Here is a 16678-nt window from a genome sequence, read left to right as displayed (position 1 = left end):
GCGTTACAGCCAAATACCGCAAAAAAAACGCCGGCAATGCGCCGGCGTTTTTCATGACTGTGCACATCGCACCGCGCGATCAGCCCTCGGCAGGCGGCGCATCGCTGGTGATTGCAACCGCCTCGTCCACCACATCCTCGGGCTCTTCCAGCGAAGCATCCAGGCGTTCGACCGCCTGCAGTTTCTCGCCCTTGGACAGCCGGATCAGCGTCACGCCCTGGGTGTTGCGGCCCACGCGCGAAATCTCCGAACCACGCGTGCGCACCAAGGTGCCACCATCGGATATCAGCAGCACTTCATCGGTGGAACCCAGCAGCACCGCACGCACCAACTTGCCGTTGCGCTCGGTGGTCTGGATACCGATCACGCCTTGCGTGCCGCGTCCCTTGCGCGGGTATTCGGCCAGCGGCGTGCGCTTGCCATACCCGTTCTCGGTGGCGGTCAGGATGTAGGCCACATCGCCGTTGTCGGCGACATCGATCACTGCCGGCTCGGCGCCGTCGGTGGTCTCCACGACCTCCTCGGCACTCTCGTCCTCGACCGCGTCTTCCACTCCGCCGGCACGCTCGGAAACGATCAGGCTGACCACCTCCTCGCCCTTGGCCAGACGGATACCGCGCACGCCAGTGGCGGTACGGCCCATCGAGCGCACGGTCGACTCGCCAAAGCGCACGGTCTTGCCGTTGGAGGCAAACAGCAGCACATCGCGGTCGCCATCGGTCAGCGCCACACCCACCAGCGCATCGCCTTCATCGAGATTGATGGCGATCTTGCCGCGCGCCAGACGGAACGCGAATTCGCTCAGCGGGGTCTTCTTGACCGTGCCGTTGCGGGTGGCGAAGAACACGTAACGGTTGTCGGCGTATTCGCGCACCGGCAACACCGCCTGCACACGCTCGCCCGATTCCAGCGGAATCCAGTTGATGATCGGGCGACCGCGTGCATTGGAGCCGGCCTCCGGCAACTGATGCACCGGCAGCCAGAACACCTTGCCGCTGCTGGTGAAGGTCAACAGCGTGTCGTGCGTGTTGACCAGCCACAGCTGATCGATGAAATCTTCTTCCTTGGTCGACGCCGCCGAACGGCCACGGCCACCTCGGCGCTGCGCGCGATACGCGCTCACCGGCTGGCGCTTGGCATAGCCCGCGTGCGACAGCGTCACCACCACGTCTTCCGGCGCGATCAGATCCAGGATGTCCAGGTCTTCTTCGCTGTGACGGATTTCGGTGCGGCGCGCATCGCCATACTCTTCGCGGATGTTGATCAGCTCGTCGCGGATCACCTGCAACAGCACGTCGGGGTTTTCCAGGATACGGATCAGGCCCTGGATGACTTCGAGCAACTGCTTGTATTCGTCGGTGAGCTTTTCCTGCTCCAACCCGGTCAGGCGATGCAGACGCATTTCCAGAATCTGCGAGGCCTGCACTTCGCTGAGCTGGTAGAAGCCGTTGGACAGGCCCACGCCCGGCGCCAGATCTTCCGGCTTGGACGCCTCGGCACCGGCAGCGCCGAGCAGCGCGCCCACCAGGCCCGGTTCCCAGGTCTTGGCCAGCATGCGCTCGCGCGCTTCCTGCGGATTGGCCGAGGTCTTGATCAGCTCAATCATCTCGTCGATGTTGGCCAACGCGACGGTCAGACCTTCCAGCACATGCGCACGTGCGCGTGCCTTGCGCAGTTCGAAAATGGTGCGGCGGGTGACCACCTCGCGCCGGTGGCGGATGAACGCCTCCAGCATCTGCTTGAGGTTCATCAACTGCGGGCGGCCATCGACCAGCGCCACCATGTTGATGCCGAACACCGACTCCATCTGGGTCTGCTGGTACAGGTTGTTGAGCACAACCTCGGCCGACTCGCCGCGCTTGATTTCGATGTAAATGCGCATGCCGTCCTTGTCGGACTCATCGCGCAGCTCGCTGATGCCCTCGAGCTTCTTTTCCTTCACCAGCTCGGCGATCTTTTCGATCAGCCGTGCCTTGTTGACCTGGTACGGAATCTCGGTGACCACGATCGCTTCGCGGCCGTTGTCGGCCACTTCCACGTCGGCCTTGGCACGGATGCGCACCCGGCCACGGCCGGTGCGGTAGCCGGCGGCAATGCCGGCGGTGCCGTTGATGATGCCGGCAGTGGGGAAATCCGGGCCCGGGATGTACTCCATCAGCCCTTCGATATCCAGCTCCGGCGTGTCGATCAGCGCGATGCACGCGTTGATCGCTTCGGTCAGATTGTGCGGCGGGATATTGGTGGCCATGCCCACCGCGATACCGGCCGACCCGTTGACGAGCAGGCTCGGGAACCGGGTCGGCATGACCGTCGGCTCGAGTTCCTTTTCATCGTAGTTGGGCTGGAAATCGACGGTTTCCTTTTCGATGTCGGCCATCAGCTCATGCGCCAGCCGCGACATGCGCGACTCGGTGTAACGCATCGCCGCGGCGGAGTCGCCGTCGACAGAACCGAAGTTACCCTGGCCGTCCACCATCAGGTAGCGCAGCGAGAACGGCTGCGCCATGCGCACCAGCGTGTCGTAGACCGACTGGTCGCCGTGCGGGTGGTACTTACCGATGACGTCGCCGACGATACGCGCCGACTTGAAGTAGGCCTTGTTGCTGTGCGCGCCCAACTCGTTCATCGCGAACAGCACACGGCGATGCACGGGTTTGAGGCCGTCGCGCGCATCGGGGAGTGCGCGCCCCACGATCACGCTCATCGCGTAATCGAGGTAGCTCTTGCGCATCTCGTCTTCCAGGTTGACCTGGATGATTTCCTTGGCGGTTTCTGCCATTCGGGTTCCGTAAGTGAGGTGGCGGGCGAGCCGGAAAGCCGCGTCGGGGGCGCCTCAGAGACAGGCTGCCGACCCCACGCTCCCGCCGATCGATTCAAGCGCCGGATTGTAGCATGAAGGGGCAGCCCGATGCCGCCGGTTTACCAGCCAGAAACAAGCACTTGCAGGACTTTGCGGGGCACTTGCCGGCCCCGCGCCCGCATGCGGCCTCAGTTGCCGAAGGCGGCCTGCATGCGCGCCAGGTCCGGCTGCGCGATGACGCCACGTTCGGTGACGATGGCATCGATCAGATGGCCCGGGGTGACGTCGAACACCGGATTCCAGGCGTGGATGCCGTCGGCCACGGTGCGTACGCCGCCCACGCCGAACAATTCGCCCGGATCGCGCTGTTCGATCTCGATCTGGTCGCCATCGGTAGTGGCCATGTCCACCGTGGACGACGGCGCCACTACCATGAACTTGACGCCGTGGTGGCGGGCGGCGATCGCCAGCTGGTAGGTGCCGATCTTGTTGGCGGTGTCGCCATTGGCGCAGATGCGGTCGGCGCCGACGATCACCCACTGCACCAGGCCCGACTTCATGAGGTGCGAGGCGGCCGAATCGGCGATCAGGGTGGCGTCGATGCCGTCCTGCTGCAGCTCCCACACCGTCAGGCGCGCGCCCTGCAGCCAGGGCCGGGTCTCGCCGGCAAAGACTTTGCTGATGCGCTGCTGCGCCATGCCGGCACGGATCACGCCCAGCGCGGTGCCGAAGCCAGCGGTGGCTAGCGAGCCGGTGTTGCAGTGGGTCAGCACACCGCTGCCAGTAGCGATCAGGGCGGCGCCGAGCGCGCCCATATGGCGGTTGGCGGCCAGGTCCTCGTCGGCGATGGCTTGCGCCTCATGGGCCAGCACATCACGCCAGTCCGGCCCTGCGGCGGCAAGCACGCGCCGCATGCGCATCAGCGCCCAGGCCAGGTTGACCGCGGTCGGGCGCGCGGCATTGAGCCGCAACAGCGCCGGTTCGAGCTTCTGCAGTGCCTCGCTGCCGCTGTCGGCGGCGATCTCGCGCGCTGCCAGCACCACGCCCCAGCCGGCCGCAATGCCGATCGCAGGCGCGCCGCGCACGGCCAGCGAATGGATGGCCTCGGCCACCGCATCGCTACTGTCGCAACGCACGTGCTCCACCACGAAGGGCAGCTTGCGCTGGTCGAGCAATTCCAGGGCGTCACCGGTCCACAGCAGCGGACGGATGTGGTCGTAGCGGGCGTAATCGATATGGGCGCTGTCGTTCATGCCGCCATTGTAAGGCGCGTGCGCCGGGCAGTCAGTGGACGGGCCCGTCAGTCGACGATGAACTCGGCCCGGCACCCGTCGTTGACCCACACGCCATCGCGGCTCCAGCCCCAGGTCTGCCCTTCCACGCACGGCGAGCCGGAGATCTGCTTGCGCAGGCGCACGCTGCGCTCCACCGACACCCCGCACATGCGGCGCGAGCGGCTCTTGGATTCACAGGTGAGGGTGCGCGGCATGTCGACGAAGCCGGAGCCATCCTCGGCGCCCACTTCGAATTCGCCATCGCACCCACGCGAGACCCAGATTTCATTGCGGCGGGTGCCCCAGCTGCGGCCTTCCTTGCACGGCCACACCGAGCGTTGCCGCAACAGGCGCACCGGCGCGCCGCGCAGGATCACCGGGCACGCCACCTTGCTGCCATTGGAATCACAGCGCACCACACGGCGCATCTGCGGGGCGGTCAGCACGCGGGCCGAGGCGAATTCCGCACGGCAGCCCTGCTCCACCCACACGCCATCGCGTTCGATATCCCACTCGCTGCCGCGAATGCAGCTGGTCTCGGACAGTTGGCGCACCAGTTGCACGCCGTGTTCGGTGTCCATGTCGCAATGCACGCGCGCCATGTCCTTGGATTCGCAACGCACCACGCCGGAGCCACGCTCCGCCGCCTGCACATCGGCCAGCATCAGCAGCGGCAAGCCCCACAAACCGCATAAGCCGATCAGCCACTTCATGCTGAAAATCCTCACCCGAAACGACCAACGCCGCGCCCCCGTGGACGTGATGATGAGAGCACCATCGATGTGAAGAAAGCAATACGACGCCGATGACAGTGCGGTGGCGGCTCAGGCGTGTGCGAACGCAAATGCCAGCACATCGGCAATCTGCGTGGTGCCGCGCATGGCCATCAACAGGCGGTCCACGCCGACCGCCACGCCCGCGCAATCGGGCAGCTGCGGCAATGCCTGCAGCAGGCGCTCATCCAACGGCAACGGTGGCAGGCCACGCGCCGCACGCCGCTGGTTGTCGCGTTCGAAGCGCATGCGTTGCTCGTGCGCGTCGTTCAATTCGTGATAGCCATTGGCCACTTCATACGCGCCCAGGTACAGCTCGAAGCGTTCGGCCACCGGCGGGGCGTCGTCGCGAATACGTGCCAGCGCGCATTGGCTGGCCGGCCAGTCGTGCACCACGGTCAGCGTGTCGCGCGCAAAGCCTGGCTGGATGTGGTGGGTCATCAGCAGATCCAGCCAATCGTCGCGGGTCAGCCCGTCGGCAGCGATCGCCACATCGGCCAGCGGCGCGCGCAATACGTCCAGCGGCGCCAGCAAGGGGTCGATTCCCAGGTGGTGCAGGAACAGTTCGCGATAGGTGAGCACGTTGACCGACGCGCTGCGCCCGACCAGCGCCAAAGCCTGTTCGATCAGCGCGACGGTTTCATTCGCCAGCGCGCGATGATCCCAGCCCACCCGGTACCACTCGAGCATGCTGAACTCGGGATTGTGGCGGCCACCGGCTTCGCCGTTGCGAAACACGCGCCCCAGCTCATAGCAATCGCCGACGCCGGCGGCGAGCAACCGCTTGAGTGGATACTCAGGCGAGGTCCGAAGCCAGCGCGTGGGCGCACCCGCATCAACATGGCCACTGAAGCGGGTGCTGAAACTCTCGATGTTCGGCTCGGTATTGCCTGCCACCGAGAGCACCGGGGTTTCCACTTCCAGCACGGCGCGCTCGGCGAAAAAGCCGCGAATCAGGGCATTCAGGCGCGCGCGCAGGCGCAGCGCCTCCAGATCCACCGGCAGTTCGCCGGGCAGCGTGCTCATACCGCTTGACCGTACTCACCCAGGAACGCCAGCAGCCGCGCTTCGTCCCAGATCTCCACGCCCAGGCTCTGCGCCTTGTCCAGCTTGGAGCCGGCTTCTTCGCCCGCCACCAGGAACGCGGTTTTCTTGGAGACGCTACCGGCCACCTTGGCGCCCAGCGATTCCAGGCGCTGCTTGGCGGCATCGCGCGTCAGCGCGGCCAGCGTGCCGGTGATGACCACGGTCTGGCCGTCCAGCGGCCCGGCCTGCACCGCATCGGCCTGCGGCAATTGCGCCAGCAACGCGTCCATGGCGCGTTGCGCGGCCGTTGCCAGTGCCGCGTTTTCCGGACGCGCCAACCACTGCTGCAGCGAGGCGATCACCGGTGCCGGCACACCGGCTTGCAGCAACGGGTCGGCCTCGGAGGCGATCAACGCATCGAACGAGGACGTCGCGGCGGCCAGTTGCTGCGCACGCACCGGGGTGACCTTGGGAATATCCAGGTCTTCGAGCAGCACCGCAAAACTCAGCGCGCCGCGCAGCTTGGGCGAGGGCGGATGCGCATCGCCGATGCGCACACCACGCTGCAGCAGATCATCGATCGCCTGCTGGTTGCCGGCCTGATCGAAGAAATGCCCGAGCGAGCGCGCCACTTCACCGCCGATGTCCGGCACACGCTTGAACAGCGGCCAGGGCAGATGGCGGATCACCTCCAGCTCCCCAAACCACGCCGACAACGCCTTGGCCGTGCTCTCGCCCACATGCTCGATGCCCAGCGCAAACAGGAAGCGCTCCAGCGTGGTGTCGCGCGAGGTCTCGATCGCCTCGATCAGGTTTTCGGCCCACTTGGTGGCGATTTTCTTGCGGTTCCAGTCGAACGCTGGCAAGCCCGCGCGCAACAGATCGGCCTGCCAGGTCTGCGGCACCGGCTGCACGCCGGCAAGATCCACACCGATGCCGACCATGGTTTGCTCGACCTGCGCATACGCACCGGCAGCCAGGTGCTCGCGTGCTTCACGCAGGAACGCATGCGGGCTGTCGGCGGTGCTGATCAAACGCAGCTGCAGCAGCTGGTCGACATTGAGCAGATACAGGTCGGCCACACCCTGCACCACGCCACTGTCGACCAGCACTTCAATGAATTTTTCGCCCAGCCCGTCCACGTCCATCGCGCGCCGCGACACAAAGTGGCGGAAGGCTTCCTTGCGCTGCGCCGGGCACGTGAGCTCGCCCGAACAGCGCCACACCGCCTGGCCTTCTTCGCGCACGATCTCCGAGCCGCACACCGGGCATTGGGTCGGCATCTGCCAGGCCTGGGTGTCAGCAGGGCGCTGCTCGGCGACCACACCGGCCACCTCCGGAATCACATCGCCGGCGCGTCGCACGATCACCGTGTCGCCCACGCGCACATCCAGGCGCGCGATCTGATCGGCGTTGTGCAAGGTCGCGTTGGTCACCACCACACCGGCCACGTGCACCGGCTTCAAACGTGCCACTGGCGTTGCCGCACCGGTGCGGCCGATCTGGATTTCGATCGCTTCCACCGTGGTGGATTGCTCCTGGGCAGGGAACTTGTGCGCCAGCGCCCAGCGCGGTGCGCGCGACACAAAGCCCATCTCGCGCTGGCCGGCCAGATCGTCCAGCTTGTACACCACGCCATCGATATCGAATGGCAGGCCGTCGCGTGCTTCACCGATGCGCCGGTAGTAGGTCAGCAAACCCTCGCTGCCCTGCAGCACCTCTACCAGCTGGCTGACCGGGAAGCCCCACTCGCGCAGCTGCGCCAGCATCGCCGAGTGGGTCGGCGGCAACGCACCGTCCGCGACCTCGCCCACGCCGTAGGCAAAAAAACTCAACGGCCGTTGCGCGGTGATGCGTGCATCGAGCTGTCGCAACGAACCGGCCGCACCATTGCGCGGATTGGCCAGCACCTTGCCGCCCTGCAGGCGCATCTGCGCGTTGTAGGCCTCGAACGCGGCACGCGGCATGTAGACCTCGCCACGCACCTCCAGCACCTCGGGCCAGCCCGTGCCACGCAGGCGCAGCGGAATGGCCTTGACGGTGCGCAGATTGGCGCTCACATCCTCGCCGGTGGCGCCATCGCCGCGGGTGGCGCCCTGCACGAATTCGCCCTGTTCGTAGCGCAGGCTGATGGCCAGGCCGTCGAGCTTGGGTTCGGCGCAAAAGACCGGCTGCTTGCGCTCCAACCGTTCGCTGATGCGGCGCACGAACTCGGCCACTTCCTCGTCGCTGAAGGCATTGCCCAGCGACAACATCGGCAGCGCATGCCGGACTTCGGCAAACCGCGACGCGGCCAGGTAGCCCACGCGCTGGGTCGGCGAATCGGCAGTGGCCAGCTCCGGATGCGCCGCTTCCAGTGCCTCCAGCTCGCGCAGCAGCCGGTCGTACTCGACATCGGCGATCTGCGGCTCGTCGAGCACGTGGTAGCGGTAGTTGGCGTCTTCGATGCGCTGACGCAGGGCATCGATGCGCTGTGCGGGATCCGGGCTGGCAGTCATGCGATCGCAGAAAGGATGCTGGGCCGCCCATTCTAACGGCCGCCGCCGATGCCGGACGTGGTGCAGGCAGACCGCTGCAGAGCACCGTCCGTCGGAAGCGGACGCGGCAGGGTGATTCCCGATAGGCAGACGGTCGCAAAACCGCTAGCGTTGCGCCCTCTTCGCCCAACCCCTCCGGAGCTCCCCCGTGTCGTTGCCCGTCTCGCGCCGTTCCTTCCTCAGCCTTGCCACGTCCGGCCTGGCGGTGTCCGCCCTGGGGCTGACGCCTGCGGCAGAGGCGGCCCGCAAGCGCGCTGCCGCACCTGCAGCGCCGAGCGTGGCGCTTGCGGCCGGCACGGTGTACCTCAACTTCAACGAGCATCCCACCGGGCTGTCGCCGGCTGCACTGGATGCGGCGAGCCGCTCGCTGGCACGCTCGGGCCGCTATCTGTTCGAAATGGAACAAGACCTACGCAACCTGATGGCCGGCGAACTGCAGCTGCCGCACGACCACCTTGCGTTCTTTCCCGGCTCCAGCGACCCGCTCAACCGCGCCGGCACCTTGTTCACGTCACCGCGCGCCGGCCTGGTCATGGCCGACCCGACCTTCGAAGCGCTGGCCGACCTGGCCGCCGCGCAAGGCGTGCCAGTCCGCAAGGTGCCGCTGCGTGCCGACGGCGCGCATGACGTCAAGGCCATGGCCAAGGCCGACCCGAGCGCCGGGCTGATCTATCTGTGCAACCCCAATAACCCGACCGGCTCGATCACCCCGCGCGCGGAGATCGAATGGCTGCTCGCCAACAAACCCGCCAGCGCCGTGCTGGTGGTGGACGAAGCCTACATCCACTACAGCACCGAGCCGTCGGTGGCCGATCTGGTGCGCCAGCGGCAGGACCTGATCGTGTTGCGCACGTTCTCCAAGCTCTACGGCATGGCCGGCATGCGGCTGGGTGCCGCACTCGCCCCCCCGGGTCTGCTGACAAAACTGGCCAGCCTGGGTGGCAACCCGCTGCCCGTCCCGGCGATGGCCGCAGGCATCGCCAGCCTGCGCGATCCGATGCTGGTGCCCAGCCGCCGCGCCGACAACGCCCGTGTCCGCGACGACACCATCGCCTGGCTAAAATCCAAGGGCTACACCTGCCTGCCATCGCAGGCCAATTGCTTCATGGTCGACGTCAAGCGCGACGGCAAGATGTTCGCCGACTCGATGCAGAAGCAGGGCGTCATCGTCGGCCGCAGCTGGCCGATCTGGCCCAAGCGGGTGCGTGTCACCGTAGGCAGCGAGGCCGAAATGCTGCGCTTCCGCGAGGCGTTTGCTAAAGCGAAGCGTTGAGCACTAAGCACTGAGTGGCAATCCATTCTCCCCTCGGGAGAAGGTGCCCCGAAGGGGCGGATGAGGGTGCGAGCGAAGCCTCGTGCCGCCCAGCCGCGCCAGGGCTTCGCCCCGTCCCCTCACCCCAATCCCTCTCCCGCAGGAGAGGGGCTTTGATTCCCTCTCCTGCGGGAGAGGGGAATCACCAGCGCGGCGACTTGGTCAGCGGCGGAGCCTGATGCTGGCGGTCGTAAGCACGCAGTTCGTCGCGGATGTGCGCAACGCGCTGGCGGCCCAAGGCGTTGCGGCTGTCGTCCAGCACCACGCCGTCGAGCAGTTCGGCCATGCGTTGCACGGTGGGCAACATCTTTTCCCAGGCATCAAGCGCGGTCATCGGTGCCGGCAAGGTCAGGAAGAAGGCGATCGCCGGCGTCTGCATCTCGCGGATGTTGGCCATGTCGAAGCTGCCCGGCTTGAGAATGCTGGCCATGCTGAAGATCGGGCCGCGCTCGGGATGCCCTTCCACCAAGCGGTGAAAGACATTCATGTGGCCAAACACCAGGCCGGTCTTTTCCGCGGCAACCACCACGTCTTCGCCACGCAGCACCTGGCCGGCCTTGGCCGCCACGAACAGCGACACGATCTTGTCGAAATCCTGATTCGGACGCTTGCCGACATCGTTGCCGCCAGCACCGTCCTGGTCATCGAGTTCCAGTTCGCTCTGTTCGGCGCCGGTGTCGCTGCGCTCGAAGGGCGTGCCGTCCGCGTCCACGCCGCTGGAAATCACCGGCTCACGGCGTTCGCGCGGCTGGGTGTCGTCCTTGTCGACCCGTCGCCCCTGCGGCGATTTTTTCGGGCGGCCAAACAGGAAGATGGCCGCGACCAGCAGCAGTCCAGCGATCAGGATCCCGATCCGGATCATGGCCATGTCGGACATTCAGCGTGCCTCCGCGCAAGAGTGACAGGTGTAATCATTCCAGCAAGCATGGCACGTCATGCCGCGCCCGCCAAACGTGCGGCCTCTTCCAGGTCCACGCTCACCAGGCGACTGACGCCGGGTTCGCGCATGGTCACGCCGGAGAGCTGGCGCGCCGCTTCCATGGTCGCCTTGTTGTGGCTGACGAACAGGAACTGCACCTTCTCGCTCATCTCCTTGACCATGTTGGCCAGGCGGCCGACGTTGGCCTCGTCCAGCGGTGCGTCCACCTCGTCGAGCAGGCAGAACGGCGCCGGGTTGAGCTGGAAGATCGCAAACACCAGCGCCACCGCGGTCATCGCCTTTTCGCCACCGGACAGCAGCGAAATGCTCGACACGCGCTTGCCCGGCGGGCGCGCCATGATGGTCACGCCGGTGTCGAGCAGATCCTCGCCGGTGAGCTCCAGATACGCGTGGCCGCCGCCGAACAAGCGCGGATACAAGGCCTGCACACCCGAGTTGACGCGGTCGAAAGTGTCCTTGAAGCGGCCACGGGTTTCGCGGTCGATCTTGCGGATCGCTTCTTCGAGCGTTTCCAGCGCGGTCGTCAGGTCCACGTTCTGCGCGTCCAGATATTCGGAACGCTGCGCGGCTTCGCCATATTCCTGGATCGCGGCCAGATTCACCGGCTCCAGCCGGCGCATGCGGGCATCGATCTGCCCCACCGCCGCTTCCCACTCGGCCGGGTTGGCGGCCTCGTCCAACCCATTGACCACGTCTTCGAGCACGAAGCCGGCCTTGACCACCGCGGCGGCCAGTTGTTCGGCGTTGAGCACCAGCGCCTGCTGGTCGAGCTTGCGCTGGGAGATGCGCTCGCGTTGCGCCAGGGCCTGCTCGTCGCGCTGCTGGCGGGTCTGTTCGAAGCTGCGCAGTTCGCCGTCGATGCTGTCCAGCATGGTGCGCGCCTCGCCGAGCACGCGCTCGGTGCGCACGCGCTCGCTCAAGGCGGCCTGATGTTCGTGTTCGAGCGTTTCGACCGGCGAATCGCCTTCGCTCAGCTGCGCCACCAGATCTTCCAGGCGCGTGTCGAGTTGACCGCGCTGGCTATCCATGCGCTCCAGGGTCTGGCTCAGCGAGGTGATCTGGGTGCGCTGGGATTCCAGCGTGAGTGCCAAGGCATGCATCGCATCGCGTACGCCACGCGCGGCATCGCGCGCTTGGTCGCGTGCATCGGTGAGCTGGCGGCGTTCGCTTTCCAGCGCTTCGCGGGTGCCTTGCAGGTCGCCCATGCGCACCACCGCGTCCTCGAGTTTGGCGCGCGCTTCGCGGGCCTGCTCGCGACTGGTGTCCAGGGTTTCCAGCAACTGCCCTAATTCGGCCTCGATACGCTCGATGCGCCCACGTGCCGCGTCCACCTTGCCCTGCTGGCTCTGCAGCTGGCCGGCCAGTTCGGACACGCTGCGGTGCGCCATGTACAGCTGGCGCTGCGCGTCTTCGCGCTGTTGTTCGGCGGCCAGCAGTTGCTCGCGGAAGCTGGCCAGTTGTTCTTCCAGGTCGCCCTCACGCTCCTGCAGCGTGTCGATCTGCGAGCGCAGCTCCTGGATCTCGCGCTCGCGCAGCAACGCGCCCTGCTTGGCCGCGCCGGAGCGCGACACGCGCACCCAGCCCTCGCCCAGCCGCTCGCCGCTGCGGGTGATCACCGAATCGCCGTCCGGCAGGTTGCGCTGCAGGCTGCGCGCGGCATCCAGGTCCTCGGCGGCATGCAGGCGCGCCAGCAAACGACGGATCGCAATCGGCCCCTGCACCTTGGCGGCAAGCGAGGTCGGCGCGAACTGCACGTTGTCGGTGGCTGACGACACCAGCGCGATGCGCCCGTCGCCCAACTCGCCCAGCGCGTTGACCAGTTGCTCCGGCGCCTCCACCAGCACGCCTTCGATCAACTGGCCCAACGCGCCTTCCACCGCGTTTTCCCAGCCGCTTTCCACGCTGATGCGCTCGCCCACGCGCGCGGCCGAATCCAGCCCGCGCGCCTTGAGCCAGGCCACCGCCGCGCCCTGCTCCTGACCCAGCGCAGCCTGCTGCAAGGTTTCCAGCGACGAGAGCCGGCCACGTGCGGCCTGCGCCTGCTTGCGGACTTCGGCCAGTTCGCCCTGGCTGGCGCGTTGCTGTTCCTGCAAGCCACCCAGCGCGTGCTTGCGCGCTTCGACCTGCTCGGTCAGCCCGTCCAGCGAGGCCTTTTGCGTTTCATGCCGCAATTCGATCTGCTCGAACGCTTCGGCCAACGCGTCCAGATCCAGCCCGGCGCGTTCGTTGACCAGCGCCTCGCGGCGACGGTCGGCTTCCAGCGATTGCCGGTCAAGATAATCGACGCGGGTGCGCTCCACTTCGCCGGCGCGCGAGGCTTCGCCGGTGTCGCGGTTATGGGTTTCCCAGCGCTGCTGCCAGTCGGCCAGGCGGGCTTCGGCCTCGCGCAGCGCGTCCTGGCGGAATTCGTGGTCTTCGCGCAATTGCTCCAGCTGCGGTTCGGCATCGGCCACCGCCTCGCGCAACATCGCCAGCTTGGCGGAGTCGCCGCTGATGTGCTGGGTGAGCTCCTGCAGCTGGCTCTGCGCTTCGTCGCGCGCCTTGTGCAGGCGGTGCGAGAGTTCGCGCTGGTGCTGGATCTGCTGCTCGATACGCGCCAGTGCGCCACCGACCTGGTAGACATCGGCCTGCGCCTTGGCCACCGCTTCGGCGGCCTCTTCGCGGCGCACACGGCCGGTTTCGATGCGCGCTTCGGCATCGCGCTGCTCGGCGATCAGCTGCTGCAGGCGGGTTTCTTCCTGGTTCAACTTTTCGCGCAAGCCTTGCAGCTGGCCATCCAGGCCGCGGTATTCCAGCGCCTTCCACTCCGCATCCTTGATGCGGCGTTCTTCCTGCAAGGCCTGGTACTGCTCGGCCTGCCGCGCCTGGCGCTGCAGATGCGCCAGCTGCTTGGTGATTTCCTCGCGCAGGTCACCCAGGCGATCGAGGTTTTCGCGCGTATGGCGGATGCGCGTTTCGGTTTCCTTGCGGCGTTCCTTGTACTTGGAAATGCCGGCGGCTTCTTCCAGGTAGACACGCAGATCTTCCGGGCGCGCCTCGATGATCTGGCTGATCATGCCTTGCTCGATGATCGAGTAGCTGCGCGGCCCCAGGCCGGTGCCCAGGAACAGATCGGTGATGTCGCGGCGCCGGCACTTGGTGCCGTTGAGGTAATACGCGCTGGTGCCGTCGCGGCTGACCAGGCGCTTGACCGAGATCTCGTTGAACGAGGCGAACTCGCCGGAGATGGTGTGATCGGAATTGTCGAAGATCAGCTCCACCGTCGCCTGCGACACCGGCTTGCGCGCCGAGGAGCCGGAGAAGATCACGTCGGTCAGCGAGTCGCCGCGCAGGCGGCTGGCCGAGCTTTCGCCCATCACCCAGCGCACCGCATCGATGATGTTGGACTTGCCGCAGCCATTGGGGCCGACGATGCCGGTCATGTTGGTGGGCAGGTGCAACGTGGTCGGGTCGACGAACGACTTGAAACCGGACAGCTTGATCGTGGAAAGACGCATGGACGCTAGGGATCTCGGTCAACGGCGCAACAGGCGCCGTCGGGACGGGTTTGCGAGGGCTTCGCCCCTGGCTGGCAAGGCGCCGGCGGCAGTACACGAAGCGAACGATTGATGGCGAGTATAGCCGGGCAGGCACGGCGGGCATGGCCGCCGCGCAAGCCATGGCGGCCGGCGCGGTTCAGGACCGGCGCGGCCGGCGGCCACGCACCGGCAGGCCCGCAAGGTGTTGCAGCGCGGCCCGCAGTGCGGCGCGAAACACTGCCGCATGCTGCAATGCGGGAAATTCCTGGTAGCGCACCGCCAACCGCGGCACCGTTGCAAGGCGCTCGGCCAGGCGTGCAGCGGCATCTGCGGGCGCGCCGGCAATGCCCTCTAGCAACGCGGCACGGTGTGGATCCTGCCGGGCATGCGGATCGATGTGCCCTGCCCGTTCGGCACCGCCGAGAAACAGCCACAGGCGCATAGCGCGCGCCGGCCCCTCACGGCTGAAACGTTGCTCCGGATCGCCCAGCAACGCTCCCTGCGACCACCACAGCGACGGGCTCGCGGCCGCGTATTCGGTGAACGGCCCACGCCCGGAGTAGAGCGCGTGCAGCACGAACAGCCCGGCCAACGAATGCCCCCAGAGCGCCTGCCGCTCACGGTCCAGCGGCACACGCCGCGCCAGCGCGGGCATGGCCCGCCCCGTCAACACCTCCAGCAGCGCGTCGGCGCCGCCGCCCACCGGCCCGGGCGGCGCCGTGGGCGGGGCCAGGAACGAATGGTCCGCTGGCTGGAACGTGTAGTCATGGGCACGCCTGGGCAGATCCACCAGCAGGTCGTTGTCGGGCCCAACGAACACCAGTACCCACGGGGTCCGCGCAGCGGCCAAGCCCTGCAGCCATGCGTGATCGAACTGCGCCAGCGCCCGGTTACCGTCCAGCATCCACAACGCCGGGAATCCGCGCCGCGGCGACCGGGTCCGCGGAATGCCGATGCGCATGCGCCAGCGGCCGCCGTGACCGTCACCGACCTCGAACGTTTCGAACCGGTAGAACGGTGAGCGCGCATCGAGGACCGAGCGGCCAAGCCGTGCCGATGGCCGACCACCGCGCGGCCGCGTTCCGGAGACAGCGTATCGATGCGACTGCATGCATTGCGCCTCGAATCATGCAAGGAACGCCGAGCCTGCAACGCAGCACGCCACGCGGCAAGCACAGGCGTCGCATCGGTTTGGTCGCGAATCAGAAAGGTGCGCCTGCGCCTGGTCTGTTCAACGCGTCAGTGGACAAGCTTGGTCGCACCGTCGATGCAACACGCAACGCGGCAAGGTCAAGCGTTTCGGCGGTTTGGCCGCGAAACAGACAGCTCCGCCTGCGCCTGGTCTGCTCAGCGCGTCAGCAGACAAGCCTGATCGCACCGTTGATGCAACTAGCGCCCGTCACCGCCTCGCTCTGTCCATTTTTCCGCCCATAAAAAAAGGGCGCCGTGAGGCGCCCTTCTTGATGCAGACACGTATCGCAATCAGGCGTCGGATTCGACGATGACCTTGACGGTGGTTTCCACATCGGCGTGCAGGTGCAGCACAACGTCGTACTCGCCGACATTGCGGAATGCGCCTTCGCCCAGGATCACTTCGCTCTTTTCCAGCGGCAGGCCGGCGGCGGTGAACGCCTCGGCGATGTCGCGCGGGCCGACCGAACCGTACAGCTTGCCTTCCGTCGACGCATGCGCGCCGATGGTGACGCTGGCGCCTTCGAACTTGGTGGCGCGGCTCTGCGCATCGGCCAGGATGGTGTTGGCCTTGGCTTCGTACTCGGCGCGCTTGGTTTCGAACGCTTCAACGTTCGCAGCGGTGGCCGGCACGGCCTTGCCCTGCGGCACGAGGAAGTTGCGGCCGTAGCCCGGCTTGACGCTGACCTTGTCACCCAGGTTGCCCAGGTTGGTCACTTTCTGCAGAAGAATCAGATCCATGGTGGTGCTCCGTTATTCGTTAGCGCCGGCCTGTGGCCGCCGCAACGGGTGCTGTCCGAATAGGAGAAGCCGGGAATCGGGTTTGGGGGATCGGGAATCGTAAGAACCCCGACCAACACCGCACACTCGAACTACCAGCTTCTATCAATTTATCAACCCGCACATGGATGTGCGGGCCTTTGTGAAGGACTCACATCAGACCGTGCGGGCTTTTCGTGAGGGACTCACATCAGACCGTGCGGGCTCTTGTGAGCGACTCACACAGAAAAACCGTGTGGGCCTTGCGAAGGAGCCGCGCCACTGGCGGGCTCCCACGCAGTACTACTCAGACGTCGTGATTGTCCGTGTACGGGATCAGCGCCAGGAAACGCGAGCGCTTGACGGCCGTTGCCAGCTGACGCTGGTACTTGGACTTGGTACCGGTCACGCGGCTCGGCACGATCTTGCCGTTCTCGGTGAGGTACTGACGCAGGGTGTTGAGATCCTTGTAATCGATCTCTTTGACGCCCTCGGCGGTGAACTTGCAGAACTTGCGACGACGGAAGAACTTGGACATGACAGCGCTC

11 protein-coding genes are annotated in these 16678 nt (G+C 66.4%); 1 reads left to right on the top strand and 10 read right to left on the bottom strand.

Translation table 11 applies throughout. The features are described from left to right. Positions 1–79 precede the first annotated feature (79 nt). From gyrA to ligA, 5 genes are all read right to left on the bottom strand, one after another. Positions 80–2779 carry a DNA gyrase subunit A gene (gene gyrA / locus ACCQ01_RS08550; protein WP_228432850.1) on the bottom strand — a complete coding sequence of 900 codons (2700 nt, stop codon included), beginning with the start codon at positions 2777–2779 and terminating at the stop codon, positions 80–82. A gap of 209 nt (positions 2780–2988) precedes the next feature. Continuing rightward, positions 2989–4053, bottom strand: a complete 1065-nt coding sequence (gene mtnA, locus ACCQ01_RS08545; RefSeq protein ID WP_228432851.1) for an S-methyl-5-thioribose-1-phosphate isomerase — start codon at positions 4051–4053, stop codon at positions 2989–2991. A 47-nt stretch (positions 4054–4100) separates the two neighbouring features. Further along, entirely contained in the window at positions 4101–4787 is a 687-nt protein-coding gene (locus tag ACCQ01_RS08540) for a DUF3011 domain-containing protein (protein ID WP_012438660.1), read from the bottom strand. 111 nt (positions 4788–4898) lie between these two features. Further along, positions 4899–5873 carry an EF-P lysine aminoacylase EpmA gene (epmA, locus tag ACCQ01_RS08535; protein WP_228432852.1) on the bottom strand — a complete coding sequence of 325 codons (975 nt, stop codon included), beginning with the start codon at positions 5871–5873 and terminating at the stop codon, positions 4899–4901. Next, positions 5870–8371 (bottom strand): NAD-dependent DNA ligase LigA, encoded by a 2502-nt coding sequence (ligA, locus tag ACCQ01_RS08530; RefSeq protein ID WP_228432853.1) that lies wholly within the window; start codon positions 8369–8371, stop codon positions 5870–5872. Before ligA ends, epmA begins: the two co-directional genes overlap by 4 nt. 187 nt (positions 8372–8558) lie before the next feature. On the opposite strand from ligA, the gene ACCQ01_RS08525 reads away from it, so the two are divergent. After that, on the top strand, positions 8559–9683 hold the full coding sequence (locus tag ACCQ01_RS08525) for a pyridoxal phosphate-dependent aminotransferase (protein ID WP_228432854.1): 1125 nt from the start codon (positions 8559–8561) through the stop codon (positions 9681–9683). Between the two features lie 181 nt (positions 9684–9864). Here the strand turns inward: ACCQ01_RS08525 and zipA are convergent, their stop codons facing one another. The 5 genes from zipA to rpsR all read right to left on the bottom strand — a co-directional run bounded on the left by zipA (position 9865) and on the right by rpsR (position 16668). Further along, positions 9865–10599, bottom strand: a complete 735-nt coding sequence (gene zipA, locus ACCQ01_RS08520) for a cell division protein ZipA (RefSeq protein ID WP_070692902.1) — start codon at positions 10597–10599, stop codon at positions 9865–9867. Between the two features lie 56 nt (positions 10600–10655). Then, complete coding sequence (smc, locus tag ACCQ01_RS08515; protein ID WP_228432855.1) at positions 10656–14159, bottom strand: chromosome segregation protein SMC; 3504 nt, start codon at positions 14157–14159, stop codon at positions 10656–10658. A gap of 178 nt (positions 14160–14337) precedes the next feature. Beyond that, positions 14338–15291 (bottom strand): alpha/beta hydrolase, encoded by a 954-nt coding sequence (locus tag ACCQ01_RS08510; protein WP_228432856.1) that lies wholly within the window; start codon positions 15289–15291, stop codon positions 14338–14340. Positions 15292–15662: 371 nt separating this feature from the next. Beyond that, positions 15663–16112 (bottom strand): 50S ribosomal protein L9, encoded by a 450-nt coding sequence (gene rplI, locus ACCQ01_RS08505; protein ID WP_005991240.1) that lies wholly within the window; start codon positions 16110–16112, stop codon positions 15663–15665. Between the two features lie 325 nt (positions 16113–16437). Beyond that, positions 16438–16668 (bottom strand): 30S ribosomal protein S18, encoded by a 231-nt coding sequence (gene rpsR, locus ACCQ01_RS08500; RefSeq protein ID WP_005991243.1) that lies wholly within the window; start codon positions 16666–16668, stop codon positions 16438–16440. Positions 16669–16678: the final 10 nt, after the last annotated feature.

This window comes from Xanthomonas sp. NCPPB 4037 (genome assembly GCF_041475695.2).
GTDB lineage: Bacteria > Pseudomonadota > Gammaproteobacteria > Xanthomonadales > Xanthomonadaceae > Xanthomonas > Xanthomonas campestris.
The sequence above is the reverse complement of the archived record's forward strand: the minus strand, read 5'-3'. Positions and strand labels throughout refer to the sequence as shown.

Bases quoted from the DNA above. Each gene is read 5' to 3' on its own strand.
- gyrA (WP_228432850.1), bottom strand. From the start codon at position 2,779: ATGGCAGAAACCGCCAAGGAAATCATCCAGGTCAACCTGGAAGACGAG.
- mtnA (WP_228432851.1), bottom strand. From the start codon at position 4,053: ATGAACGACAGCGCCCATATCGATTACGCCCGCTACGACCACATCCGT.
- ACCQ01_RS08540 (WP_012438660.1), bottom strand. From the start codon at position 4,787: ATGAAGTGGCTGATCGGCTTATGCGGTTTGTGGGGCTTGCCGCTGCTG.
- epmA (WP_228432852.1), bottom strand. From the start codon at position 5,873: ATGAGCACGCTGCCCGGCGAACTGCCGGTGGATCTGGAGGCGCTGCGC.
- ligA (WP_228432853.1), bottom strand. From the start codon at position 8,371: ATGACTGCCAGCCCGGATCCCGCACAGCGCATCGATGCCCTGCGTCAG.
- zipA (WP_070692902.1), bottom strand. From the start codon at position 10,599: ATGTCCGACATGGCCATGATCCGGATCGGGATCCTGATCGCTGGACTG.
- smc (WP_228432855.1), bottom strand. From the start codon at position 14,159: ATGCGTCTTTCCACGATCAAGCTGTCCGGTTTCAAGTCGTTCGTCGAC.
- ACCQ01_RS08510 (WP_228432856.1), bottom strand. From the start codon at position 15,291: ATGCAGTCGCATCGATACGCTGTCTCCGGAACGCGGCCGCGCGGTGGT.
- rplI (WP_005991240.1), bottom strand. From the start codon at position 16,112: ATGGATCTGATTCTTCTGCAGAAAGTGACCAACCTGGGCAACCTGGGT.
- rpsR (WP_005991243.1), bottom strand. From the start codon at position 16,668: ATGTCCAAGTTCTTCCGTCGTCGCAAGTTCTGCAAGTTCACCGCCGAG.